The sequence below is a fragment of the Niveispirillum sp. FG148 genome (genome assembly GCF_057809655.1).
Genome location: NZ_JBMDKJ010000021.1, coordinates 1 through 24385, shown reverse-complemented (window position 1 = coordinate 24385; position 24385 = coordinate 1). Strand labels below are relative to the sequence as shown.

Here is a 24385-nt window from a genome sequence, read left to right as displayed (position 1 = left end):
GGCCCCTGGGTCCCGGCTTGCGCCGGGATGACGGGGAGGCAGGGAGATGGGAGAAGTGGGAAAACAGAGCTTAAACGCACAAAAACCAAACCAGCCATCCATTCACCGGAGTCCCCGCCCCCATGTCCGCTACCGCCGCCCTTCTGGATCGTCTGGGCATCGCCCATCTTGTCGCGGAGGGTGACATTGTCTCCCGCTCCCCCATCGACGGCGCCCGCCTGGGCGCGGTGATGGCGCATTCGGCCGCGCAGGTGGACGCCGCGCTGGCCCGTTCGACAGAAGCCTTCAAGGAATGGCGCACGGTCCCGGCCCCGCGCCGGGGCGAGTTGATCCGCCTGTTCGGGGAGGTGCTGCGCGAGCACAAAGCCGACCTGGGCGCGCTGGTGACGCTGGAAGCCGGCAAGATCGTCCAGGAAGGGCTGGGCGAAGTGCAGGAGATGATCGATATCTGCGACTTCGCCGTTGGTCTGTCGCGGCAGTTGCATGGCCTGACCATCGCGTCCGAACGCCCGCGCCACCGCATGGTGGAAACCTGGCAGCCGCTGGGCCCTGTCGCCATCATCACCGCGTTTAACTTCCCCGTCGCCGTCTGGGCCTGGAACGCGGCCCTGGCCGTCGTCTGCGGCGACCCGGTGATCTGGAAGCCGTCGGAGAAGACGCCGCTGACCGCCCTGGCCACGCAGGCCTTGTTTGAAAAGGCGCTGGCCCGCTTCGGCGATGCGCCGGCCGGCCTGTCACAATTGCTGTTCGGTCTGCGCAATGTGGGCGAACAGATCGCGGCCGACCCCCGCGTGCCGCTGGTCAGCGCCACCGGCTCCACCCGCATGGGCCGGGAAGTGGCGCCGGTCGTGGCCCGCCGCTTTGGCCGCTCCATCCTGGAACTGGGTGGCAATAATGCCATGATCGTCACACCGTCGGCCGACCTGAAGCTGGCCGTGCGCGCCATCCTGTTCGCCGCCGTCGGCACCGCCGGTCAGCGCTGCACCACGCTGCGCCGCCTGATCGTTCACACCGATTGCTATGACAAGGTGGTGTCGGCCGTGAAGACGGCCTTCGCCGCCATCACGCCGGCCGACCCGCGCGAGACGGGCACCCTGATGGGCCCGCTGATCGACAAGGCGGCGTTCGATGCCGTAACCACGGCGCTGGCGACCGCCAAGGCCCAGGGCGGCACGGTGCATGGCGGCGGCCGGGCGCTGGCCGAGACGTTCCCCGACGCTTACTACGCCTATCCCGCCATCGTGGAAATGCCGGGACAGACGGAGATCGTGCGGCACGAGACCTTCGGCCCCATCCTCTATGTCCTGCGCTACAGCGACTTTGAAGAAGCGGTGGCCCTGCAGAACGGCGTGCCGCAAGGCCTGTCGTCCAGCATCATCACCCGCGACCTGCTGGAGGCCGAGCGCTTTCTGGCGCCCGACGGGTCGGATTGCGGCATCGCCAACGTGAATATGGGCCCCAGCGGCGCCGAAATCGGCGGCGCCTTCGGGGGCGAGAAGGAAACGGGCGGCGGCCGCGAAAGCGGGTCGGACAGCTGGAAGCAGTATATGCGCCGCCAGACCTCGGCCATCAATTACGGCACGTCCCTGCCGCTGGCCCAGGGGATCGAATTCCCCGAGCTGTGATAGGATGGGGAGCGGCGGTCATGGCCGCTCCCCCTTTTCGCTGACCTGCTGAAGCACCCCATGGACACGCCCGACACCCAACAGGACGCCATCGATACCGCCCTGATCGCCCTGCTGCGGGCCAATGCGCGGGAACCGGCGGCATCGTTGGCGCGCAAGCTGGGGCTGGCACGATCGTCGGTGCAGGCGCGCATCGCCCGGCTGGAACGGCTGGGCATCATCCAGGGCTATACGTTGCGGCAGGACCCAGGTAGCAGCCGGATGATCCGCGCCTATGTGCTGTTGTCCACCAATCCCAAGCTGCTGACCCGCATCGTGGGCGAAGTCAAACGCATCAATGAAGTGGAAAGCCTGTCGGCCATCAGCGGCACCTACGACATGATGGCCGTCATCGCTGCCCAGTCGGTACAGGATATCGACCGCGTGCTGGACCAGCTGGGCCAGTTGCAGGGCGTGGAGCGCACCATGTCTTCCCTGGTCTTGTCGGATAAATTCCGCAGGTGAAACGAAATAAGGGCAGGCCCCGCAGGATGCCCGCCCTTATTTGTTCCGCATTCGGAACGATTACGCGATCACAGTATCGACCGTGATATTCCCCTTGGTAGCGTGGCTATAGGGGCAGACCTTGTGGGCGCGGGTCACCAGTTCCTCCGCCGCGGCCCGATCCAGGCCCGGCAGGTTGACATTCAGCGTCACGGTCAGGCCGAAGCCCTCGCCATCGTCACGCGGGCCGATGCCGACATTGCTGGTCACCGACACAGCGGCCGGCACGGCGATCTTATCGCGGCCACCCACGAATTTCAGCGCACCGATGAAGCAGGCGGCATAGCCAGCGGCAAACAGCTGTTCCGGGTTGGTGGCGCCACCATTGCCGCCCAGTTCCTTCGGCGGGGCCAGCTTGACGTCCAGCAGGCCGTCATCGGAAACGGCGCGGCCGTCGCGACCACCGGTGGCCGTGGCATTGGCGGTATAAAGAACCTTCATGATCGTCACTCCTGCTTGGTTGCTGCGGCCCTTCCCCGGTCGGGGGATCGTCGGGACCGCCGATGTCGTGAGAGGAATATCGCGCACAAACTAATCGTACGCAAGATATTATATCGCACACGATCATATCGCTTGCTATGCGTATTTGGCATTTGACGCAGCCTTCAACCTTGACGGCTCTGGGCCTGTGGCGTTTTCAATGACCTGTTCCGTCGGAGTCCAACCTTGTCCGCAGCCCAATCCCCGCCCACCCACCCTCAGCGTTTCATCGCCGGGCTGGGTATCGCGCAGATCATTTCCTGGGGCAGCCTGATCTATGCCTTCCCGCTACTGGCCGGGCCGATGGGACAGGAACTGGGGTGGAGCAAGCCGCAAACCTACCTTCTGGCCTCGCTGGCCCTGGCCATGGCCGGCCTTGCCGCCTATCCGGTCGGCAGCGTCATCGACCGGGGCCGGGGTCGGACGGTCATGGCGGTGGGGTCGGCGCTGGCCGGTGTCAGCCTGTTACTGTGGGCGATGGCGGGATCGGCCTGGCTGCTGGTACCGGCCTTCATCGGCATCGGTGTGGCCCAAGCCATGACCCTTTACGATCCTGCCTTCGCCGTCATCGCGCGCCGGTTCGGGGACAAGGCCCGCGACGGCATCACCAGCCTGACCCTGTGGGGCGGTTTTGCCAGCACGGTGTTCCTGCCCATCGTCCAGGGGATGCTGGACCTGTTCGGCTGGCGCCCCACCCTGGTCGGGCTGGCTCTCTTCAACCTGCTGCTCAGCCTGCCCCTGCATCTCTGGCTGTTGCGCGATGACGGGGTGGGTGGCCCCGCACCGCGGCGATTGATCGCGGACGACCGGCAAACAACCGCCTGGGCCCTGCGGCAATGGGTGTTCTGGGGGCTGGCCGCGACCTTCATGCTCTATTTCGCGGCCTTCACCAGCGTCACCTTCCACCTTTACCCGCTGCTGGCGGAACGCGGCATGGATGCCGCCCACATCGTCACCATCATGGCGATCATCGGGCCAGCGCAGGTGGCGGGCCGGGTGGTGGTCATGGGCATCGCCCGCGCCCTGTCCATCCGTGTGGTCGGTCGCCTGACAACGGCGGCCCTGGCCCTCTCCCTGCTGGGGCTGGCGCTGGCGGGTGGTGATCTGTGGCTGCTGGGATTGTTCGCACTGATCTATGGCGGGGCCAACGGGGTGCTGACCATCGTGCGCGGGGCCGCGGTGCCGGAAATGCTGACGGCACGCGCCTATGGCTCCATCAACGGGGCCCTGTCTACGCCCATCAATATCGTGCGTGCGGCGGCCCCGTCGGCAACGGCGTTGCTTCACGCCGCCTTCGGTTCCTATGACGGGGTGCTGGCCGCGTGGCTGGTGATGGCCGGAATGATGATGCTGGTCTTCTGGCTGACGGCACGCCTTGCACGGCCGCCGGAACCATGAGGTCCCGACGGCCGCCAAGGGGTTGGGCGGCCACTGCAAGGGCAGGTCGTGACAGGGGGAACGACCCGCGAGACACCCCAAGCGATGGCCGCCCGGAGGGTCAAGCCGCTTGGCCCGGCAGACCCACCTGGAAGCCCGGCTGGTTCATCGGATGGTTCTTATCCAGGAACACCGACCGGTCATTCTTCATCATCAGGGCGCTGAAATAGGGGCGGAAATCCTCGTCACTGATGCCGAAGGCCTTCTGCACCTTGTCGAAGAATTCGCGTTCCTCCGCCTCTGCATCGCCATCGGACAGGGCGCTGTCCACCAGGTTCATCAGGATGCACAGGCGCTGGGCCGTGGTCAGCACAGGCGTCGCCTCGGCCAGGAACTGTTCGTGGCTGTGGGAGCGGACATATTTCATGGCCGCGTTCAGCAGGGCCTGATTGTTGGCGCCGACGCCGATGGTGCCGTTGGAGCGTTCGCCGCCGATGACGGACAGCAGATGGCCCACCTCTTCGGGGTCCATCTCCCCATCCGCACCCATGGTGTAGATCAGGGCGATGGCGAAGGCCTTGTGCGGGGTCATGGCCTCGCCCTTGTCGCTTTTGAACATGTTGAACAGGCTCATGCGGGGAATCCTTTCTGCCAGATTTTATTGATTTGGTTCTCAGGACAGGCGCCGGGCCTGTCCGTCGATGATGCCGCCGCCCCATCTGTCGTGGGGCTGACGGAACGGGTGTTGGGCGTCCAGATGCCGGCGCAGCAGCGCCACATTGCGATCATTGGCCCGGAAGAACAGGTCGCCCAGCCAGCCCAGGAACGGGATGGCGCTGATGGCGGCATCGATGGCCACATTGCCGGCCATGCGCAGGGCCAGAGGGCGCGGCGCCCCGATGCGGTGCGCCTCCCAGACCAGCCAGCCGGACACGGCCGTGCTGGTCAGCAGGCCGGCGCCGGGGATCAGGTTCAGCGGCGCGTCCAGACCGATGCGCCAGCCCAGGACCGGCACACGCACAGCGCTGTCCAGCAGGCGCGCCACCCGTTCCAGCCGCCGGCGAACGCGCCAATGACTGTCCAGATGGCTGTCGGGATGACGGAAGCCGTCGGGCGGTCGCTGATAGGGGGTCAGCATCCTGGCCTCCGCTCAGGCAGCCACGGAAAGCGGCCGCCGCCAGGACAGAAGCCAGAGCAGCAATGCCCGCTGACGACGCGGCCATTCCACGCGGAAAGCCCGCGCCGGACGCCGCCGCTGCCGTTCCTGCCGCAACCGATGCATGGCGGCAGAGACGCGGTGGAGATCAAGAATATACGGAATGCGATAGGCCATAACAGGCTCCTTCACGACCAAGCGGTTAGCTTCGCCCAAGGAGTCCGACATCGCGTGCGTCCCGAAGGACATCACGCCAGAGGGGCCCGGACCCAAGACATTGCTGATGTAAGAAGCCTCATCGTCGGTTCAAGACGGGCCCTCACAATTTCGGTGCAGAATTTTCTCTGCGACCACGAAGAAACTTCAATATGAACGGACTCTCTGGCATTCAGTCACGCATGGTTCGATCAGGAAGGCCCTTGATGTCCGGCATCACCATCTACCACAACCCCGCCTGCGGCACGTCGCGCAACACGCTGGCCATGATCCGTAACAGCGGGGTTGAGCCGACGGTCGTGGAATATCTGAAGAGCCCGCCCGATCGCGCCACCCTGGTCCGCCTGATCGCGGCCACCGGCCTGCCCGTGCGCGAGGTGATCCGCCAGAAACAGTCAATCTATGCCGAACTGGGCCTGGATGATCCGGCGCTGAGCGATGACGCCTTGATTGATGCCATGCTGGCTCATCCGATCCTGATCAACCGTCCCCTCGTGGAAACACCGCTCGGCGTGCGCCTATGCCGCCCTTCGGAATTGGTCCTGGACATTCTGCCCGATGCCCAGAGGGGCGCCTTTGCCAAGGAAGACGGGGAGAAGGTGGTGGATGGGGATGGGAATCGGGTGAAGCCCGGGCAATGACAGAGGGCTCTCCCGCCAGGGTCCTGTTCCTGGCCCTGCTGCCGCCGCCCATTCACGGAAACGCCGTCATCGGCGACCTGTTCCTGAGCGTGCTGCGCGGACAGGCGGACCGGTTCAGTGTGGATATCCGGGACGTCGGCAAGGCCAACGCACTGAGCGATCTGGGCAAGCGCCGCATCCGCAAATTGCTGACGGTCGGTCTTCTTTGCGTCGGCCTGCTTATCTCCCGCGTGACGCGGGGCCCGGCCGCCATCGCCTATGCCAGCCTGACGCCGATCGGTGTGGCACGGTTCCGCGACCTCCTGGTCATCGCCGTCGCCCGCCATGTCGCGTCGCGCTGTCTGGTGCATGTGCATAGTGACGGGCTGGCTGAGATCATGGCCGGCGCCACATTGGTCAACCGGCTGCTGCGCTGGTGCCTGCGCGACACGGAACTGATCGCCATCACCGGGGCCACAGCCGCCACGGCCCGGTCGGTCCCTAGCCATTTCAGCCGCGTCTGGCCCTTGTGGAACGCGGTTCCCAATCCGGGCGCCCCGCTCCCCGTGCGGGGTTCGGGGCCGCTGCGGATTACCATGGTCGCCAACCTGGATCCGCGCAAGGGCGTGCCGGAATTCATCAGGGCCTTGGCAACGCTGAAGGCACGGGGGCTGGCCTTTTCCGCCACCCTGGTGGGCCCGGCCACGGTGGAAATGACCCTGATGGAGGCACAGGCCCTGATCGACGCGGCCGGTCTCGAAGACTGCCTGACCTTGACCGGGGGGTTATATGGTCCTGACAAGATGTCGGTGCTGGCCCGTACCGACATCTTCGCCTATCCCAGCCGATATGATTTGGCCCCCCTGGTGCTGCTGGAGGCGATGGCCGCGGGTGCCGCCCCCGTCGCCGGGGACACAGGCGGCATTGCAGAGATCATGGGACCGGAACTGGCGGATCTGGTCATTGCCACCGATGGCGGCACGGACGCGGTCGCCGCCCGGCTGGCGGAGCGGATTCTGCACCTCGCTGCCCATCCGGACCGGTTGGCGGCGGCCCGGCGCGCCGCCCGCAGCCGGTACGAGGCGGAATATACCCCGGACCGCTTTGCCAGACGCCTGACCGAGATTCTGGAATGCGGCCGCATGAACTGAACCGTCATCGGAGCGGCCCCGACATGGGCCTGGAAAAATCCCCCGCGCAAAGGCACCCTGGCGGGCAGAGGGACAGGACTTAAGGAAAAACCATGTGGGTGCTGTTGGGTGTGGGCGTGGTCGTCCTGGGCTTCGTCGCCCGCATAAACCCCTTGGCGGTGATCGCGGCCGCGGCCTTCACCACGGGATTGGCCGCGGGCATGACCCCGGTGGCCCTGATCGCCGCGTTGGGCAAGGCCTTCAATGACAATCGCTATGTCAGCATCGTCTGGATCGTGCTGCCGGTCATCGGCCTGCTGGAACGCGAAGGGCTGCAGGAACTGGCGCGCGGCCTGATCACGCGGGTGAAGGCAGCCACACCCGGCCGGCTGCTGCTGGGCTATTTCGTGGTGCGGCAGGCGCTGGCGGCCGTTGGCCTGACCTCTGTCGGCGGTCATGCCCAGACGGTGCGCCCCCTGCTGGCGCCCATGGCGGAAGCGGCAACCGAAAGCCGCACCGGCCCCCTGGACGACGCCACCCGCCATCTGGTCCGCGCCCACAGTGCGGCGGTCGACAATATCGCCCTGTTCTTCGGGGAGGACATCTTCCTGGCCATCGCCTCCATCCTGCTGATCAAGGGTTTCCTGGAACAGAACGGCGTATCGGTGGAACCGCTGCAATTGTCGGTCTGGGCCATCCCGTCGGCCGTTGCGGCGCTGGCCATCCATGCGACGCGCCTGCGCCTGCTGGACCGCCGCCTGGGCATGAAGGGGACGGCGGCATGATCGGGCTGGGGGAAATCTATATTGTCGGCGGGCTGTTCTTCGCTGGCTGCGCCATCTTCGGCATTCTGGACCGGAGCAATCCGCGCCGCTGGCTGAACTTCCTGTTCTGGGGCGGGTTGGCCACCTCCTTCCTGGCCGGCGACCATCTGGGTGATTTTGGCAATGGTCTGCTGGTCCTGGGTCTGGTGACTGTCGGTGCCATCGGCCTGGGCAAGGGAACCGCGCGTACCACCAGCGTGGAGGAACGGCGGGCACGCGCGGCAAGGCGCGGGGCAAAGCTGCTGATCCCCGCCCTGCTGATCCCGGCCACGGTGCTGGTCGGCACGCTGCTGTTCAAGCATCTGACCATCGGCGGCGAAGCCCTGGTGGAAAGCAAGCATGCCACGCTGGTTTCCCTGACCCTGGGTGTCATCCTGGCGCTGGGCCTGTGTCTGGCCTGGCTGCGGCCGGGGGCGTCGGCCCCCATGCAGGAAGGTCGCCGCCTGCTGGACGCCGTTGGCTGGGCCGCCATCCTGCCGCAGATGCTGGCCTCTCTGGGGGCGGTGTTCGCGCTGGGCGGGGTGGGGCAGGCTGTCGGCACATTGATCGGGGAATGGCTGCCGCTGAACGGGCCGCTGTCCGCGACGCTGGCCTATTGCCTGGGCATGGCCTTGTTCACCATCATCATGGGCAATGCCTTTGCGGCCTTTCCGGTGATGACGGCGGCCGTAGGCCTGCCCCTGATCGTGGGCAAATTCGGGGGCGACCCCGCCGTCATGGGGGCCATCGGCATGCTGTCGGGTTTCTGCGGTACGTTGATGACGCCGATGGCGGCCAACTTCAACATCGTGCCGGCCGTGCTGCTGGAGCTGCCCGATCGCAATGCCGTCATCAAGGCGCAGATCCCCACCGCCCTGCCGCTGCTGCTGATCAACATGGCGTTGATGTATTTCCTGGCCTTCCGGGCGTAGGATTAAAACTATTCGTGTTCCCTTAAGCGCCGCTTGCCAACATGCGTTGGCTTGCGGCGCACGAGCGCCGGGCCGGCCATCGCCGGTCTCCATTCCGCCGAAGGGCAAGCTTTCGGCAGAATGGCATTAAACTAAAGCTGTGATGGGGACGGCATGTCGAGCTGGCCGGTTCTGGGTTTGGCGCTGGGTTACCTGGCGACATTGTTCGCCATCGCCTGGTGGGGCGACCGCTATGCCGCCCGCCAGCCGGAGGTGCAGGAACGCCGGGCCCCCCTGCTCTACGCCATGTCCCTGGCCGTCTATTGCACCTCCTGGACCTTTTACGGCGCCATCGGGCGGGCCGCGGCCAGCGGCTGGGACTTTCTGTCCATCTATGTCGGCCCCATCCTGCTGTTCGCCCTGGGCAGCCCGGTGCTGGTCAAGATGGTCCGCGTGGCCAAGGCAGAGAACACGGTCTCCATCTCCGACTTCATTTCCGCCCGTTATGGGAAAAGCCGGATGCTGGCCGCCATCATCACCGTGATGGCCGTGACCGTGGTGCTGCCCTATTTCGCCCTGCAGCTGAAGGCCATCACCATCAGCCTGGAGGCACTGGCCGGCGACCCCTTCGCCAACCAGGTGATGGACATCCCGGGCGAAACGACCTTTCTGATCACCTGCGCCATGGCCCTGTTCGCCATCCTGTTCGGCGTACGCAACATCCACGCCAATGAACATCATCGCGGACTGATGATGGCAATCTCTTCGGAAAGCATGGTGAAGCTGGCAGCGGCCCTGTTCGTGGGGGCCGGCATCACCTTTGCGGTGGCCGGCGGGCCGGCCGGCATCTTTGACCGGGCCATGGCGCTTCCCGATCTGGCGCCGCTGCTGGACCCGCATCTGGGTTTCCGCTGGTGGGCCATGGTGCTGCTGTCGGCGCTGGCCATTCTCTGCCTGCCGCGTCAGTTCCATGTAACGGTGGTGGAAAACACCCATGTCAGCGACATCCGCACGGCCAGCTGGCTGTTCCCGCTTTATCTGGTGGCCATCAATATCTTCGTGCTGCCGGTGGCGCTGGCCGGGCTGATGATGTTCCCGGACGGCAGCATCAACGCGGACACGTTCCTGGTGACCGTGCCGCTGCGCCTGGGCCATGACTGGATGGCGGTGCTGGCCTTCATCGGCGGGCTGTCGGCAGCGACCAGTATGATCATTGTCGGCGCCGTTGCCCTGTCCACCATGGTCTGCAACGACCTGATCGTGCCCGTGCTGATGACCTGGAAGCCGGCCATGCGCCGCTGGCAGAATGATCCAAAGCCGATGCTGCTGACCGTGCGGCGTCTGGCCGTCGTCGCCCTGCTGGGGCTGGCCTACCTCTATTACCTGCTGATCGGGACGACCTTTCCGCTGGCCACCATCGGCACCGTCTCCTTCGCGGGCGTGGCGCAGTTCGCACCCGCCCTGCTGATGGGCCTGTTCTTCCGGCGTATCACCAAGGCCGGCGCCATCAGCGGCCTGATCACGGGCTTCATCGCCTGGGGCTATACGGTGCTGCTGCCCTCCTTCGCCGCGGCGGGTCTGGTGCCCGGCGACATGATGGACCAGGGGTTGTTCGGCCAGAACTGGCTGGCGCCAACGGGCCTGGGCGGTATCCATGATCTGGAGACGCTGGCCCATGGCGCCCTGACCAGCCTGATCCTGAACCTGTTCATGATGGTGCTGGTGTCGGGTATCACGGGTCAGTCGGCGCTGGAGAAACAGCAGGCCCGGCGCTTCGTGTCGATGCGCCATGACGCCCACGACGGCACGGGGCCGGCACGCGGGGCCAGCTTGGCCGATCTGCATGAACTGGCCGCCCGCTATGTCGGCAAGGCCCGGGCCGACGCCATGTTCCGGGAACTGGTCGCCACCCGCGCCCCCGACGCGGAGAATTTCGAGGCCGGGCTGCAGGAACGGATCGACCAGGAGGCGGTGCAGGCCACCGAATGGCTGCTGGCGGGTGCCATCGGGTCGGCATCGGCCCGTGTGGTCGTGGCCAGTCTGCTGTCCGACCGCCGTCTGTCGCGATCCGACGCGCGGTCCATCATCGACGAGGCCTCGCGCGCCATCCTGGATCAGCATGTATTGCTGCGCTCCACCCTGGAAAATGTCGGCAAGGGCATCTGTGCCGTCGACAAGGATTTCCGCCTGCGCCTGTGGAATCGCCGCTTTCTGGAGATGCTGGATGTCACCGACGGGCTGATCAAGGTGGGCACGCCCATGGGCGATCTGGTGGCCTATCTGCAAAGCCGCGGCGAATTCGGCGAGGAGGGGGAGGTGGAAACCCTGTTCGCCCGCCGGCTGGACCCGCGCCGCCGCGATCTGCCCGACAGTTTCCACCGGGTGCGCCCCGATGGATCGGTGCTGGAGATCACCTCCAACCCCCTGCCCGATGGCGGGTTCGTGGCGGTCTATACCGACGTCACCGAGCGTCACCGCGCCGCGGAGGCCCTGCGCGCTGCCAATGAAGGGCTGGAACGCGGCATCGCGGAGCGCACGGTGGATCTGGCCGCCGCCAAGTCAGAGGCCGACCGCGCCAACCAGGCCAAGACCCGCCTGCTGGCCGCAGTCAGCCACGACCTGCTGCAGCCGCTGCACGCGGCACGGCTGTTCATCTCGGCAGCACTGGACCGCGGCCCCGACATCCTGGTCACCCAGGCCGACGCCGCCCTGCGCTCCGTGGAACAGCTGCTGGGCGACCTGCTGGATATCACCAAGCTGGATACGGGCGTGGTGAAGCCCAACCGCACGGCGGTCGCCATCGATGATGTGCTGCGCCCGCTGACCGATGAACTGGCCGTGGTGGCACAGCGTCATGGTCTGCGCCTGCGCTGGGTGCCCAGCCGGGCCACGGTCGATACCGATGCGGTCCTGCTGCGCCGCATTGTGCAGAACCTGCTGGCCAATGCCCTGCGCTATACCCCGCGCGGCCGCATCCTGGTTGGCTGCCGCCGCATGGCCGGGGCCATCCGGGTGGAGGTATGGGATACCGGCCCCGGCATTCCGGAGGAGAAGCAGCGGGAGATTTTCCAGGAATTCCGGCAATTGGGTAACGGGCCTGGCGACCGGGACAAGGGGCTGGGACTGGGACTGTCCATCGTGGAACGGTTCGCCGCCATCCTGGGCCACCGCATCAGCCTGCGGTCCGAGGTGGGCCGGGGCAGCTGCTTCGCGGTGGAGGTGCCGCTGTCCACCCGCGCCGCCGATCCGCAGCGTCCGACCGTCGGCGCCACGGTCACGGGGCTGGAAGGCACGCTGGTGCTGTGTGTGGAGAATGAGCCGGCCATCGCGGACGCCACCATCGCCCTGCTGTCGGGCTGGTCGTGCGAGGTCGTGTGGGGGCAGACCGGGGCCGCAGCACTTGCCGCCATCGGCGACCGCGTTCCCGACGTGGTGCTGACCGACTATCACCTGGATCACGGCATGCGGGGACTGGACGCACTGGCGCTGATCCGCGCCAGGTTCGGTGCCGACCTGCCCGCCGCTGTCGTCACCGCCGACCGCACGGAGGCGGTGAAGGAGGATGTGGCCGCCGCTGGCTGCCGCATCATCTACAAGCCGGTGCGCCCCGGCGCCCTGCGCGCGTTGCTGTCCCATATGCTGGCGGAGAGAAGGCGCAACCTTGTGGCCTGATACCAGGTTGCGATGGGTAGAACTTATCGCAACCTGATAAGGCGGCGACTGCCGGAGCACCGCGCGTGCGGCGTAGCCAGGCCTACGGATGCAGGCGCCGGCGATTGAGGGCATGAGGCCACGACATCAGCGGAAGCCCACCAGGACAACCAGCAAGGCCCCGACCACGGCCAGCACACTGGGTCCACCGACCAGCCAGCCCATCCGACGGCCCCCGATGCTGCCGGCCATGGCGGTCTTGGCGACCATATTGACGCCCACCGCCAGCAGAATCGCGGTCGCCGCCAGCAGCAGATTGTCAGGTTTCTCCCCCACCCGCGCCATGGCGACGGTGATGGCGTCGACATCGGCGATGCCCGCCGCCGCCGCGGCCAGCAGCAGACCGGCATTGCCGACGAAGCGCTGGATCAGTTCCGCACCCACCAGAACAACGGCAATGAAGGCAGCCAGCTTCAGCGCCATGCCCAGTTCCAGCGGGTTGCTCAATGTCAGGGCCGGGCTGGTGCCCTCGCGCTTGGCCCGCCCCTCACGGTGAAGCAGGAACAGGGAGGCGGCCCCCATGACCAGCAGCGCCACACCCGCCGCCGACGCCAGAGGCACCAGCAGGGCCCGGTTCAGGACCAGCGCGATCAGCATGACACGCGCCACGCTGACCATGCCGGCCAGCAGGATGCCTGCCGCCAGCAGCGGGGCCGCCGTCGGCTGTTCCTTGGCCACTCGCGACAGGGTCAGCGTGGTAGCCGTGGAGGAAGCCAGACCACCGGCCACGGCGGCCACGATGATGCCGCGCTTCTCCCCCAGCACCCGCACGGCCACATAACCGCCAAAGGAAATGGCGGCGATCAGGATGGCCAGCACCCAGATTTCCGCGGGGTTCAGGGTGTCCCAGGGGTCGATGGTGCGGTTGGGCAGGATGGGCAGGGCCAGGAAGCTCATGGTCGCCAGGATCAGGACGGCCCGGATCTCCACCCATTGCAGGCGCTTCAGCCAATCATGCAGGGGATCGCGCAGGGCCAACAACAGAGTGGCCGCCACGCCGGTGGCCACCGCCACCCGTTCCTCGCCAATCACGGCATAGGCGCCCAGCAGAAAGACCAGCAGGCCCGATACGACGCCGGTAACGGAATTCTTTCCCTCCTCCTTCGACTCCAGCAGATGGAAGGCGGAAAAGGTGCCGGCGAAGCCAAGAAAGGACAGGCCCAGGAACAGAAGATTGTTCAGCGATTGGGACAAGGCCCCGGCGATCCCGCCCAGCAGCCCGACCAGGGCGAAGGTGCGCAGGCCGGCGGCCCGTTGGCCATCGGCCACTTCCCGCAGGCGCCAGCCCCGTTCCAACCCCACCAGCAGGCCGATGGCCAGCGCCACGGCCAGCCGTCGCAGAATTTCCAAGTCGCTCACAATGCGCCGCTCTCTCTCACCCGGAAGCGCTCAGCATGCGCCGCCGCCGGGTTGGCGCACAAGTCCGATATGACAGAACGGTGACGGGGGCGTCTCGCCCTTCAGGCCCGTGCCAGGGAATGGTTGAACAGTTCCAGCAGAAGCGGGAAAGCCGCCAGACGGTCGGTCAGCATGACCCCCAGGGCCACGCGTGGCAACTGGTCGATATGGCGGATGATCACCGGTATCCGGGCCCATGTCCGGCCATCCGGCCGCAGGACGGTGACATCAACCCGCTGGCCGACGCTGAATCCGTCCGCACCATCTTCGGGCCCGATGCGCATGCCGCCAAAGGACCAGTCCAGAAGACGGGCCGGGCGCCCGGCTACCAGCAGATAGATCGGCTCGGTCGGGTTGCGCGGATGCACGCGGCGTTCGGCGGGGGTGTTGGACAGGGCAATCATGATTTAAATTTTATCAAAATGCTGCCCGACCCGACACTCCCCATTGGAAATAGGATGGGGCGTCGGCCTGATGCGTATTGCAACGTTGCGAAATGAAAAAGGGGCGACCGAATGGCCGCCCCTTTCTCTGTCCGCGGACTGTCCGGGATCAGAACTGGTACTTCAGACCCAGCTGGATCTTCCAGACGCTGTCGCGGGTCGCGATCGTCTGCTGCGGATCGGTCAGCGGCGCGGTGAAAACATACTTGCCATTCACGATCCGCGCCTGGACCGCGCGGTTGGCGTGGAAGAACGACACCTGCTGCTGACGGCCCCAATCCTTGTTCAGAAGGTTGGTCAGGTTCAGGATGTCCAGCGTGACGACGGCCTTGTGACCTTCGATCGGTGCCGGGATTTCCTGCGCCAGCTTGGCATCGACCTGATAGGTCCAGGAGCTGTTGGCCGAGTTGCGCGGAACAATCCCGCCCTTGTACTTGTCCAGGCCGTTGCGGGCGATGTAGTCGTCCATCTGAGCCGCCGTAACCGTCGAGCTGGCCCAATCGACCAGCGGGTCGGTGGCGCCGGTCGGCACATACATCAGCTGACGGCTGCGGTTGTTGACGCAGGCCGGATCGCCAAACGGATTGACGCTGGAGGAGCAGGTGAACACGTAGCTGTAGGGCTTACCGGAATAGGCCTGGCCGAACAGGCTGAACGAGGTCTTGAAGCCATCCATATACTCGATCGAGTAGGTGGAGTTGGCCGTGAAGCGATGCTTCGTCTCGTAGATCGAGGTCGAAGCGTCCTCATTCAGCAGGTCAGACAGCGTGTACTGCTCGTAGTTGGAGCTGGCGACCGAGCTGGTGCCCGGACCAATATCCGTCACGTCCTGATAGGCATAGCCGCCACCAAAGTCGATATCGCCGAAGTCCGTCTGGTAGGACTTGCTGACATACAAGGACATGACCCAGCTGTCGCCGGCGCCCGTGTTGGTCAGGACCAGGTCCGAACCCGTGCCGCGGCGGTCGGTCGCCGGGGTCGCCTGACCCCAGATCGGGCGGCCATCGGGAGCGGTGCCGACCTGCTTCAGACGCACGTCCTTGTAGAAGGCGGCATCCTTGACCTGGGTATAGATGGCCTCGGCGGTGAACAGCCAGTCGTCACCCAGACCCGGGATATCGACTTCCTGGTCCACCGAGATCGAGTATTTCCACGAGGACGGGATCTTGAAATTCGGATCCAGCGCGTTGACGAAACCCTCACCCACGGCCTGCAGGCGCGTGACCGCCGACGACGGCACCTGGCCGGAGACGTTGGTCAGCTCCGCACCGGAGGTGATGTTGATCGAACGCTGCGTGATGCCATCGTTGCTGTAGTTGTTCGACAGCCACACGGCGGGGCCGATGGCAGAGAACAGGCCGGCGCCGGCGCGAACCGTCGTACCGTCGAACGGCTCGTAGGTCAGACCGAAGCGCGGCAGCCACAGATCACGGCCGTCCAGCGTCTCATTGTTGTTGAAGCCGTAACGGGACACGAAATTCTGGTTCAGCAGCGGCGTGTCGTTCGTCTTGAACAGTTCATAGCGAACGCCACCCTGCAGCTGCAGTTCCGGGGTGATGTCCCAGGTGTCCTGCAGATAGAAGGAGTGCTGCGTGTACGCCCAATCGGCGGCCGCATCATCCGCAGAGCCCGACGGGGCGTTGGCATAGCGGAAGCGCGAGGCAACGCGGTTCTGGAAATTCTGGATCGAGGTGAATTCCCAGTAACCCAGGCTGCGCTGCAGGAACAGATTGTAATAGTCGTACTTGTCGTACTCGTAACCGCCCACGATCTTGTGATCGCCCAGCAGATACGTGCCCTTGACCTTGGCGCTGTCGGTGGTCGTGGTCAGGTAGTTGGAATGCGAGGAGATATCCGGGCCGATGACAACGGTACCGCCGCCGCCGGTGGCAATGCGCATTTCACCGAAACCAAGGCCGTTCAGCGGATCGCGCAGCGATTCCACGTCCTTGCGGGCCAGCTTCACTTCGGTGGAGAAGTCCGAGGTCCAGTCGGAGAACAGCTGGAACGAGTAGCTGTTCATGATCTGGGTGCGGTCATAGAAGTTCGACATCAGCGAGAGCGTGCGATTGCTCTGGCTCGACGACGCGTCGACGACGTTGTTGCCCTCGTTGCGCTGATAGGCGAACGACGCGCGGTGGCTGTCGTTGATGTTCCAGTCCAGCTTGGTCAGGATCTTCTCGTCGGCTTCCGGCAGGTTGCCCGAAGCCAGACCCAGCGTATCGTAACCATAGACGGTCTTGGCGATGTTGCGGATCTGCTCGACCTGGGCCGAGGTGACGCCCGTGATCGGATTGCCCAGACCGCTGTCGGAGGTGCCGAAAATCACCGGCGCCTTGTTGGTGTACTTCTCATAGTTCACATAGAAGAACAGCTTGTCCTGGATCAGGGCGCCGCCCAGCGAGCCACCCCAGGTGGTCTCCTTGTACGGGCTGATCAGACCGCTGCGGTCCTTGCTCTTGTCGCCCGACAGGCTCTCGTCGCCATAGAAATAGTAGAAGGAGCCGTGCGGATCGTTGGAACCGGACTTGGTCACAACGTTGATCGTGCCGCCCTGGAAGCCGGAATATTCGACATCATAAGGCGCGGTCAGCACGGACAGGCCGTCAACGGCTTCGATCGACAGCGGCGAGCGCTGGGTCGGATAGCCACCATTGTTCAGGCCGAAATCGTCGTTCTGCTTCACGCCATCGATGGTCAGGCTGTTAAACCGCCCGTTGGTACCAGCGATCTGGATGGCGTTGGAATTGGTGACGTCGATGAAGACCTTCGGGTCGTTGCGGACGATGTCCTTCAGGTCGCGGCTGATCGACGGCGCATTGGCGATCTGCTTCTCGCCGTAATTGGTGCCGACGCCGACGGTCTTGGCGGCGATACGCTCACCGGAGACGACGATCTCTTCGATCTTTTCGCCCAGCATCAGGTCGAGGCTGTACGGCTCGCCCAGAGCGACGAAGATGCCTTCCAGGATCTGCGGCTGCGCGCCCGGTGCCGTGATGGTAACGGTATAGGGGCCGCCGACGCGCAGGCCACCGGCCTGGAAGCGCCCCTGGTCGTTCACCGTCGTGACCGAACGGGTGCCGGACGGGGCATGAACGATCACCACCTGCGCACCGGCAGCCGGCGTGCCGGCAGCGGTCAGGATTTCACCGGTCATGGACGAGGTGGTCTGCTGCGCAATGGCCGGCACCGTCCAGGCGGATGCAACAGCCAGAGCGGCGACACCAGCGCCGAATTTCAAAACAGACAGGTGACGGCGCAGCACGGCCGCCGCCTTCTTATTCTCGATGGTCATTAAGAGCCCCCAATAAGCCGGACCGGATTGCGCGGACAACAACAGATGCCCGTGACGCTTCTGCAACGAATAAATTACAGTTATGTGACAGGCACCTGTCGAGCTATGACTGGAACGCTCCGAACGGCTATATCTTGATCAGCGTATCATTACCGCCACAGTTTTGCGATGCAGCGCGCCGGTCGGGGAATGATGGGCTACCGTTCCCATTCGCAAATGACATTCATTGCTGCGTCGCACTGTGGCCTGGGTTCCTGTTCGCATGGAGTGTGCACCGTGATTCGTCAAATCCGCATCGGTCTGATTCTGGCCGGGGCCCTTTTCCTGGGCACGGCCGGGCTGTCCGCCGCCCAGGAAAAGGTCGAACTGCAGGTCCTGTCGACCACCGACCTGCATATGTATTTGGAAGACTATGATTATTACGCGGACAAGACGGATGCGGGTGTCGGCCTGGTCCGGGTGGCGCCGCTGATCCGGGCGGCGCGGCAGGCCAATCCCAACACGATCCTGGTGGACAATGGCGACCTGATCCAGGGCACGCCGATGGGCGAGTGGGTGGTGCGTGAACGTGGCGTGAAGCCGGACCAGGCCGCCCACCCGGCCATCGCCGTGATGAACCTGCTGGGCTATGACGCGGCGGCCCTTGGCAACCACGAATTCAATTACGGCCTGGAGACCCTGCAAAGTGTCTATTCCACGGCCAAGTTCCCCGTCCTGTCGGGCAATGTGTTCAAGGCCGGCAGCGAGCAGATGATGTTCCAGCCCTATGCCATCCTGGACCGGCAGGTCGTGGATGCGCAGGGCAAGAAGCACCCGATCAAGATCGGCCTGCTGGGTCTGCTGCCGCCCCAAATCATGATCTGGGACAAGGACAAGCTGGAAGGCCGCGTCACCACGCGCGACATGGTCGACATGGCGAAGATCCATGTGCCGGAAATGAAGAAGAAGGGCGCCGACATCATCATCATCGTCGCCCATACCGGTCTGACCTTCCTGAACCGGGAGGGCGGGGAGGAGAACGCCGCCAACTATCTGACGGAAATCCCCGGTGTCGATGCCGTGGTGACCGGCCACAGCCACCGCCTGTTCCCCAGCAAGGACTATGACGGTCTGCCCAAGGCCGACCTGAAGCAGGGCACCGTGAATGGCAAGCCCGTGGTGATGGCCGGATATTACGGCAGTCATCTGGGCGTCATCACCCTGTCGCTGGAAAGCAAGGGCAAGGGCTGGACTGTGCTGGGCGGCACGGGCGCCCTGAAGCCGATCCAGGACAGGCAGGACGGCCGCACCGTCGCAACCGAGCCCGACCCGGAGATCAAGGCGCTGCTGAGCCCCTCGCACGAGGGGACGCTAGCCTATGTCCGGCGCGCCGTCGGCCGCACCACGGGTCGCATCCACACTTACTTCTCCTTCCTGGGCGACAGCGCCGGCGTGGAACTGGTGGCCAAGGCCCAGCGCGATTATGTGGCCAAGGCCCTGGCCGGGACTGAACATGCCAGTCTGCCGATCCTGTCGGCCGCCGCACCGTTCAAGTCGGGCGGGCGTCCCGGCGTCGGCTTCTACACCGACATCCCGGCGGGCGAGATGTCGATCCGCAATGTCGCTGACCTCTATCTCTATCCCAACCAGATCGCGGCCGTGAAACTGACCGGCGCGCAGGTGCGCGACTGGCTGGAAATGGCCTCCCGCGCGCTGGCTGTCATCAATCCGAAAAGCACGGAGCCGCAGGCGCTGGTGAACCAGAAGGTGCCGTCTTACGTGTTCGACATCATCGACGGAGTCAATTACACGATCGACGTCACCCAGCCAGAGCGGTTCGGCCGCGACGGCAAGCTGGTGAACGAGAATGCCCACCGCATCAAGGACCTGACCTTCCAGGGCAAGCCGATTGATGACAAGCAGATGTTCGTCGTCGTCACCAATAATTACCGCGCCAATGGCGGTGGCGAATTCCCGGGGCTGGACGGCAAGTCCGTCATCTACCAGTCGCCCGACACCGTGCAGTCGGCCATCATTGATTATGTGCGGTCCAAGGGTGTGATCGAACCGTCCACCGATGGCAGCTTCCGTCTGGCCCCCATGCCGGCCAGCGTCAATCTGATCTATGAAAGCTCGCCCATCGCCCAGGAACTGCTGGCCGAACAGCCGGCCCTGTCCTACCAGGGTCCGGGCAAGGACGGCTTTGCCATCTTCAAGATCGACCCGACCAGGCTGGGGGCGGTGAAGTGAGCGCGGGCGGCACCCCCCGCCTTTATCTGGCCGGGCCGGACGTGTTCCTGCCCGACCCGATGGCCGCCGCCGCGTCGATGAAGTCCATCTGCGAGGAACTGGGCCTGGAAGGCGTGTTTCCAACCGACAACGCGCTGGTCCCGGCCGACAGCGAAAGCGGCACCGCCTTTGCCGCCCGCATCCGCGCGGCGAACCTGGATCTGATCCGCGCGGCCGATGGTGTCATCGCCAACTGCATGCCGTTCCGGGGACCGTCCGTCGATGACGGCACGGCCTATGAGATGGGTTTCGCCACGGCGCTGGGAAAGCCGGTCTTCCCCTGGTCGGGTGATATCAGGCCGCTGTTGCAGCGGACCCAGGCCCGGCAATATCTGGCGCATGACGGGCGCGTCTGGCGCGATGCCGACCAGATGGAGGTCGAAGAGTTCGGCCTGCCGGTGAACCTGATGCTGGTCGACCCGGCCACCGGCCCTGTCAGCCCCAGCTTCACGGAGGCGGCGCGGGCCGCCGCCCGCTGGTTCGGCCTGCCTGATGACGGGGCGGATGTGAAGCGGCCCTGAACGGGCCATGGACAGATGCCAGCCTGCAAGACGGAGTCAAAACGCCGCCACCGGCCTGAAAGGCCGGTGGCGGCGCCTGATATCCTGATCCGATGGTCAGGCCGCGTGCTGGCTGACGCCAAGGCGGCGGAAGCGCGTGGCGTCCAGCACAACCTCCAGCGCCAACGACAGACGGTCGCTGCTGCGCCCATCCACCAGAAATTCGACATGGACCGGACGCGCCGCATGCTGATGCACAGCATGCACCAGCAGACGCCGCCGCGGCAGCTTCAGCTCTTCCAGCCATTCACCCGGCCGGGGGGGCTCCGCCGTACGCCTGGACAATACCATCGCCACTCTCCTGTCTGGTCCGTTTCCAAACGAAACCGGACCAACGAAGGTTTCCTACCCGAACCGACGGCATCCATGCCAGTTCCTTCTTGGGCTGGCGGGCCTTTTCGGTCGTTGAACCTCAATATGCACATGATAACTGAAATTTGCCCCTAAGGAATAGACCATCTGGATTAGGCCGACTTGGAATGCATGCGTCGACATTAACCTATCGGACAGAAACAGAGCCCGGCTTTGTCATGGCGCGTTGGGGGCTGATGCGCTACAGGTCGGCACAAACGCGCAGGCAGGCGCAGTCAAAAAACGGAAATCCACAGATGTTCGACAGCCTTTTGGGGATCGTGGAGCAGATGGGCTATGCTGGCCTTCTGCTGCTGATGTTCCTGGAAAACGTCTTTCCACCCATTCCTTCGGAATTGATCATGCCGCTGGGCGGTTTCCTGGCCGCACAGGGCAAGATGAATCCCGTCATCGTCGTGCTGGTCGGAACGGCGGGATCGGTGCTGGGGGGGCTGCCCTGGTATTATATCGGCCGGATATTCGGGCATGACCGTCTGGTCGCCCTGTCGGCACGATTCGGCTTCATCATGACCATGGACCCGCCCGATGTCGAAAAAGCCTTTGGTTGGTTCGCCCATCACGGGCCGAAGGCCGTGCTGATCGGCCGCCTGATCCCGGCCATCCGCACCCTGATCTCGGTCCCCGCGGGCATGGCCGCCATGCCCATGCCCACCTTCCTGCTGCTGACGACGATCGGATCGCTGATCTGGACCAGTGTGCTGACCGCCGCGGGGTATGGCCTGGAAAGCCAGTATGCGCGGGTCGAGATCTATGTGGAGCCCCTGTCCAAGATCGTCGTGTTCGGGGCCGTGGGTATCTATCTGACCCGCATGATTTGGCGTCTGGTGAAGGGCCGGCCGGACCGCTGAGGTCCGGAACGACCGTCAGCGGACCCGGCGGAAACGATGAATATCGGCCAGGGCGAAAATTGACAGGCTGATACGGTGTACGGGATTGCCATCAATGGCCAATTCCACGTTCGGTGCCTTGATCCCCGGCTTGGCATGGATCGCCATAATCTGGAATCGCCTTTTCGGCGGCTGCAGCTCCTCGACCCATTCACCCGGTGAAAAATCAATCACGTCGCGCGCCATGATGGCTCCCATTACACCGAAACCGGGACAGGATAAGACAAATCCCAACCGATTGGAACCGTAGAACGCGGTTCACCTTCCCTGGCAGAGTATTGCGGCGCACAAGGATAGTGTTTCACGAAACAGGGATAGCGGGTTAACGAGTTAACCCGTCTGCTCGCCTGCCTTATCACGCGCCCGAACCATGCCGATGGAAATCATCGACATCACGACTTCACCATTCTGATTGATAACTTCGGTCAGTTGCTTAACCGTTCCCATTTCAGGTCGAGAGCGCGAACGCTTCACCTCTTCGATCGTGGCCCGCACCCGCAGGCGATCACCGGGTCGCACGGGCTTCAGCCAGCGCAGACCGTCCAGGCCGGGCGATCCCAGCGAGGTTTCCGGCGACAGCATATTGTCGACCATCATCCGCATCATGAAACCCGCCGTCTGCCAGCCGCTGGCGACCAGCCCGCCGAAATGGGTCTTGCGCCCCTCCCCCTCATCCAGATGGAAGGGCTGCGGGTCATATTCCCGGGCGAAGGCCACGATTTCCTCCGCCGTGACCAGACGGTCGCCAAATTCCAGCACCAGGCCGGGGGCGTAATCTTCAAGATAGCGCGCGATACGGGTCATGGATCCAAACAGCTCCCGAGAGGTGGGAAACGCGACTGGCTATCAATCACATTTCCCTTCAATTGCAAGACGTTATCACAAGACATCGGCGGATGGTCGTGGCACTATCGACAATCAGAAGGCGGCTCCCGCCCCCCCCTGCCCCAAGCGTTCGAAGGTCTCCATGCAAGGCGACGTCACCGTCATCCGTCATCTGAACACCATACTGGTCAACGAGTTGACGGCCATCAACCAGTATTTCCTGCATGCGCGCATGCTGAAGAACTGGGGCTTTCTGCGTCTGGGCAAGAAGGTCTATGACGAATCCATCGGCGAGATGAAGCATGCCGACCTGCTGATCGAGCGGGTGCTGTTTCTGGAAGGGCTGCCGAACCTGCAGGATCTGCACAAGCTGCGGATCGGGGAGGATGTGCCCGAATGTTTCCAGGGCGACCTGGCCATCGAGACCCGCAATCGCAATGAACTGCTGGATGCCATGCAGTATTGCGAGACGGTGCGCGACTATCAGTCCAAGGAGATTTTCCGCCGCATCCTGGAGGATACGGAAGAACATATCGACTGGCTGGAAACGCAGCTGGGTCTGATCGATAAGGTCGGCCTGCAGAATTACCTGCAGGAGCAGATGGGACCGGAATAACCCTTCCGGCACCGCCAAAATTCCCCTGGCCCCTGCCGGGGGGAAAGTTGCTATGGTCGCGGCGCCGGCTCATCCCCGGCGCCGTTCCCATTTCCGCACGGCCATCATGACCACCTGCGCCTCCGCCTCGTCTCCCCTCACCTGGATCGTCATCCTGAACTGGCGCGGGGCGTCCGACACGATCGACTGCATCGACAGTGTGCGAACGCTGACGGGGACGCCCTGGCGGTTGGCCGTCTGCGACAACGCGTCTGGTGACGACTCGCTGGACCGGCTGCAGGCGGCTTTGCGCGACCGGTTCGGCGACCGGGTGCGGGTGATTGACGAAGCGGACGTAGCCGCCACCAGCCCCGACAGCGACATCTATCTGATCCGCAATGCCGGCAATCATGGCTTTGCCGGCGGCAACAATGTCGGCACGGCGCTGGCCCTGCGGGACCCGGCCATGGACAGCGTCTGGGTCCTGAATAATGACACAATGGTCGACCCAGGTTCGCTGGCGGCGTTGCGGGCCCATGCCGACGCCCATCCGAACCAGGGCATCATCGGCTCGACCCTGCTTTATGCGGACCGGCCCGATGTGATCCAGGCGGCGGGGGGCGCGCGCTACAGCCGCTGGACCGGCCTCAGCCATCATCTGGGCTGGAACCGACCGCGGGCGGAGGCGGCGGATTTCGCCGGGCAGCCCATGGATTACATCGTGGGGGCCGCCATGTTCATCCGCCGCGCCTGGCTGGAACAGGTCGGGCTGATGGATCCGGGCTTCTTCCTTTATTTCGAGGAGCTGGATTATTGCCGGCGCGGTCGCGGCCGCTTCGACCTGGGCTACGCCCCCGGCAGCATCGTGCTGCACAAGGAAGGCGGCACCACGGGCGGGCATCGCCATGAAATCAGTCTGCTGGCGGATTTCTACAATCTACGCAACCGCTTGCGCATCACCTGGCGGCATTTCCCCTATGCCATGCCCACCATCCTGGCCGGGCTGGCTGTGACGGCGCTGAACCGGCTGCGGCGCGGTCAGGCCGACCGCCTGCCCATGCTTTGGCGGATTCTGTGGAATTTTCAGCACATCCGGTACGAAGATGTGCAACGGTCCTGAGCGGTGTCGCGGCATTGCCTGTCGGGATTGAAACGTGCATAAGGTCGTGG

General features: G+C 64.6%; 23 protein-coding genes. 13 read left to right on the top strand and 10 right to left on the bottom strand.

The features are described from left to right. The first annotated feature begins 122 nt into the window (after positions 1–122). Together amaB and ACODTW_RS19555 are read left to right on the top strand one after the other, a co-directional pair. A complete protein-coding gene (gene amaB / locus ACODTW_RS19560; RefSeq protein WP_488947750.1) occupies positions 123–1625 on the top strand; it encodes an L-piperidine-6-carboxylate dehydrogenase in 1503 nt (500 codons plus the stop codon). 60 nt (positions 1626–1685) lie between these two features. Then, positions 1686–2129, top strand: coding sequence for an Lrp/AsnC family transcriptional regulator (locus ACODTW_RS19555; RefSeq protein WP_488947749.1), 444 nt, complete (start codon positions 1686–1688; stop codon positions 2127–2129). Positions 2130–2189: 60 nt separating this feature from the next. On the opposite strand, the gene ACODTW_RS19550 is transcribed toward ACODTW_RS19555, so the two are convergent. After that, entirely contained in the window at positions 2190–2609 is a 420-nt protein-coding gene (locus ACODTW_RS19550; RefSeq protein WP_488947748.1) for an organic hydroperoxide resistance protein, read from the bottom strand. Positions 2610–2834: 225 nt separating this feature from the next. Here ACODTW_RS19550 and ACODTW_RS19545 point away from each other — a divergent pair, with 225 nt between their 5' ends. Further along, on the top strand, positions 2835–4046 hold the full coding sequence (locus ACODTW_RS19545) for an MFS transporter (RefSeq protein ID WP_488947747.1): 1212 nt from the start codon (positions 2835–2837) through the stop codon (positions 4044–4046). Positions 4047–4146: 100 nt separating this feature from the next. Here ACODTW_RS19545 and ACODTW_RS19540 read toward each other — a convergent pair whose 3' ends face one another. The 3 genes from ACODTW_RS19540 to ACODTW_RS19530 are packed head-to-tail and all read right to left on the bottom strand — an operon-like array spanning position 4147 to position 5358. Then, positions 4147–4659: a tellurite resistance TerB family protein gene (locus ACODTW_RS19540; protein WP_488947746.1), complete on the bottom strand. Its 513-nt coding sequence runs from the start codon at positions 4657–4659 to the stop codon at positions 4147–4149. A gap of 39 nt (positions 4660–4698) precedes the next feature. Beyond that, positions 4699–5163: a DUF4112 domain-containing protein gene (locus tag ACODTW_RS19535; RefSeq protein WP_488947745.1), complete on the bottom strand. Its 465-nt coding sequence runs from the start codon at positions 5161–5163 to the stop codon at positions 4699–4701. 12 nt (positions 5164–5175) lie between these two features. Beyond that, entirely contained in the window at positions 5176–5358 is a 183-nt protein-coding gene (locus ACODTW_RS19530; protein WP_488947744.1) for a hypothetical protein, read from the bottom strand. Between the two features lie 245 nt (positions 5359–5603). On the opposite strand from ACODTW_RS19530, the gene arsC reads away from it, so the two are divergent. The 5 genes from arsC (at position 5604) to ACODTW_RS19505 (ending at position 12533) form a co-directional block, all read left to right on the top strand. Then, positions 5604–6038: an arsenate reductase (glutaredoxin) gene (gene arsC / locus ACODTW_RS19525; protein WP_488947743.1), complete on the top strand. Its 435-nt coding sequence runs from the start codon at positions 5604–5606 to the stop codon at positions 6036–6038. Next, complete coding sequence (locus tag ACODTW_RS19520; RefSeq protein ID WP_488947742.1) at positions 6035–7168, top strand: glycosyltransferase; 1134 nt, start codon at positions 6035–6037, stop codon at positions 7166–7168. Before arsC ends, ACODTW_RS19520 begins: the two co-directional genes overlap by 4 nt. Before the next feature lie 92 nt (positions 7169–7260). After that, the gene (locus ACODTW_RS19515; protein ID WP_488947741.1) at positions 7261–7932 is read left to right on the top strand and encodes a DUF969 domain-containing protein; all 672 of its coding nucleotides are present in this window, start codon (positions 7261–7263) and stop codon (positions 7930–7932) included. Beyond that, complete coding sequence (locus ACODTW_RS19510) at positions 7929–8882, top strand: DUF979 domain-containing protein (protein ID WP_488947740.1); 954 nt, start codon at positions 7929–7931, stop codon at positions 8880–8882. Before ACODTW_RS19515 ends, ACODTW_RS19510 begins: the two co-directional genes overlap by 4 nt. A gap of 153 nt (positions 8883–9035) precedes the next feature. Further along, entirely contained in the window at positions 9036–12533 is a 3498-nt protein-coding gene (locus tag ACODTW_RS19505) for a hybrid sensor histidine kinase/response regulator (protein WP_488947739.1), read from the top strand. A gap of 126 nt (positions 12534–12659) precedes the next feature. Here the strand turns inward: ACODTW_RS19505 and ACODTW_RS19500 are convergent, their stop codons facing one another. From ACODTW_RS19500 to ACODTW_RS19490, 3 genes are all read right to left on the bottom strand, one after another. Next, complete coding sequence (locus ACODTW_RS19500; protein WP_488947738.1) at positions 12660–13931, bottom strand: MgtC/SapB family protein; 1272 nt, start codon at positions 13929–13931, stop codon at positions 12660–12662. 101 nt (positions 13932–14032) lie between these two features. After that, positions 14033–14374 (bottom strand): PilZ domain-containing protein, encoded by a 342-nt coding sequence (locus tag ACODTW_RS19495; RefSeq protein ID WP_488947737.1) that lies wholly within the window; start codon positions 14372–14374, stop codon positions 14033–14035. 148 nt (positions 14375–14522) lie between these two features. Continuing rightward, entirely contained in the window at positions 14523–17708 is a 3186-nt protein-coding gene (locus tag ACODTW_RS19490; protein WP_488947736.1) for a TonB-dependent receptor, read from the bottom strand. A 276-nt stretch (positions 17709–17984) separates the two neighbouring features. Here ACODTW_RS19490 and ACODTW_RS19485 point away from each other — a divergent pair, with 276 nt between their 5' ends. Beyond that, on the top strand, positions 17985–19937 hold the full coding sequence (locus tag ACODTW_RS19485; protein ID WP_488947735.1) for a bifunctional 2',3'-cyclic-nucleotide 2'-phosphodiesterase/3'-nucleotidase: 1953 nt from the start codon (positions 17985–17987) through the stop codon (positions 19935–19937). Continuing rightward, positions 19934–20497: a nucleoside 2-deoxyribosyltransferase gene (locus ACODTW_RS19480; protein ID WP_488947734.1), complete on the top strand. Its 564-nt coding sequence runs from the start codon at positions 19934–19936 to the stop codon at positions 20495–20497. The genes ACODTW_RS19485 and ACODTW_RS19480 overlap by 4 nt, the downstream gene beginning before the upstream one ends. Before the next feature lie 96 nt (positions 20498–20593). Here ACODTW_RS19480 and ACODTW_RS19475 read toward each other — a convergent pair whose 3' ends face one another. Then, on the bottom strand, positions 20594–20827 hold the full coding sequence (locus ACODTW_RS19475; RefSeq protein ID WP_488947733.1) for a hypothetical protein: 234 nt from the start codon (positions 20825–20827) through the stop codon (positions 20594–20596). A 317-nt stretch (positions 20828–21144) separates the two neighbouring features. Between ACODTW_RS19475 and ACODTW_RS19470 the strand changes: the two genes are divergently transcribed. Beyond that, a complete protein-coding gene (locus ACODTW_RS19470; protein ID WP_488947732.1) occupies positions 21145–21756 on the top strand; it encodes a DedA family protein in 612 nt (203 codons plus the stop codon). A gap of 15 nt (positions 21757–21771) precedes the next feature. Here ACODTW_RS19470 and ACODTW_RS19465 read toward each other — a convergent pair whose 3' ends face one another. Both ACODTW_RS19465 and ACODTW_RS19460 read right to left on the bottom strand, forming a co-directional pair. Further along, positions 21772–21981: a hypothetical protein gene (locus tag ACODTW_RS19465; protein ID WP_488947731.1), complete on the bottom strand. Its 210-nt coding sequence runs from the start codon at positions 21979–21981 to the stop codon at positions 21772–21774. Between the two features lie 144 nt (positions 21982–22125). Beyond that, a complete protein-coding gene (locus ACODTW_RS19460; RefSeq protein WP_488947730.1) occupies positions 22126–22599 on the bottom strand; it encodes a MaoC family dehydratase in 474 nt (157 codons plus the stop codon). 163 nt (positions 22600–22762) lie between these two features. Here ACODTW_RS19460 and bfr point away from each other — a divergent pair, with 163 nt between their 5' ends. Both bfr and ACODTW_RS19450 read left to right on the top strand, forming a co-directional pair. Continuing rightward, entirely contained in the window at positions 22763–23236 is a 474-nt protein-coding gene (bfr, locus tag ACODTW_RS19455; RefSeq protein ID WP_488947729.1) for a bacterioferritin, read from the top strand. Positions 23237–23342: 106 nt separating this feature from the next. Beyond that, positions 23343–24335: a glycosyltransferase family 2 protein gene (locus tag ACODTW_RS19450; protein ID WP_488947728.1), complete on the top strand. Its 993-nt coding sequence runs from the start codon at positions 23343–23345 to the stop codon at positions 24333–24335. The last annotated feature ends 50 nt before the right edge of the window (positions 24336–24385 follow it).

Bases quoted from the DNA above. Each gene is read 5' to 3' on its own strand.
- ACODTW_RS19550 (WP_488947748.1), bottom strand. From the start codon at position 2,609: ATGAAGGTTCTTTATACCGCCAATGCCACGGCCACCGGTGGTCGCGAC.
- ACODTW_RS19465 (WP_488947731.1), bottom strand. From the start codon at position 21,981: ATGGCGCGCGACGTGATTGATTTTTCACCGGGTGAATGGGTCGAGGAG.
- ACODTW_RS19450 (WP_488947728.1), top strand. From the start codon at position 23,343: ATGACCACCTGCGCCTCCGCCTCGTCTCCCCTCACCTGGATCGTCATC.
- ACODTW_RS19490 (WP_488947736.1), bottom strand. From the start codon at position 17,708: ATGACCATCGAGAATAAGAAGGCGGCGGCCGTGCTGCGCCGTCACCTG.
- ACODTW_RS19475 (WP_488947733.1), bottom strand. From the start codon at position 20,827: ATGGTATTGTCCAGGCGTACGGCGGAGCCCCCCCGGCCGGGTGAATGG.
- amaB (WP_488947750.1), top strand. From the start codon at position 123: ATGTCCGCTACCGCCGCCCTTCTGGATCGTCTGGGCATCGCCCATCTT.
- ACODTW_RS19540 (WP_488947746.1), bottom strand. From the start codon at position 4,659: ATGAGCCTGTTCAACATGTTCAAAAGCGACAAGGGCGAGGCCATGACC.
- ACODTW_RS19555 (WP_488947749.1), top strand. From the start codon at position 1,686: ATGGACACGCCCGACACCCAACAGGACGCCATCGATACCGCCCTGATC.
- ACODTW_RS19495 (WP_488947737.1), bottom strand. From the start codon at position 14,374: ATGATTGCCCTGTCCAACACCCCCGCCGAACGCCGCGTGCATCCGCGC.
- ACODTW_RS19510 (WP_488947740.1), top strand. From the start codon at position 7,929: ATGATCGGGCTGGGGGAAATCTATATTGTCGGCGGGCTGTTCTTCGCT.
- ACODTW_RS19520 (WP_488947742.1), top strand. From the start codon at position 6,035: ATGACAGAGGGCTCTCCCGCCAGGGTCCTGTTCCTGGCCCTGCTGCCG.
- bfr (WP_488947729.1), top strand. From the start codon at position 22,763: ATGCAAGGCGACGTCACCGTCATCCGTCATCTGAACACCATACTGGTC.
- ACODTW_RS19470 (WP_488947732.1), top strand. From the start codon at position 21,145: ATGTTCGACAGCCTTTTGGGGATCGTGGAGCAGATGGGCTATGCTGGC.
- ACODTW_RS19535 (WP_488947745.1), bottom strand. From the start codon at position 5,163: ATGCTGACCCCCTATCAGCGACCGCCCGACGGCTTCCGTCATCCCGAC.
- ACODTW_RS19515 (WP_488947741.1), top strand. From the start codon at position 7,261: ATGTGGGTGCTGTTGGGTGTGGGCGTGGTCGTCCTGGGCTTCGTCGCC.
- ACODTW_RS19460 (WP_488947730.1), bottom strand. From the start codon at position 22,599: ATGACCCGTATCGCGCGCTATCTTGAAGATTACGCCCCCGGCCTGGTG.
- arsC (WP_488947743.1), top strand. From the start codon at position 5,604: ATGTCCGGCATCACCATCTACCACAACCCCGCCTGCGGCACGTCGCGC.
- ACODTW_RS19505 (WP_488947739.1), top strand. From the start codon at position 9,036: ATGTCGAGCTGGCCGGTTCTGGGTTTGGCGCTGGGTTACCTGGCGACA.
- ACODTW_RS19530 (WP_488947744.1), bottom strand. From the start codon at position 5,358: ATGGCCTATCGCATTCCGTATATTCTTGATCTCCACCGCGTCTCTGCC.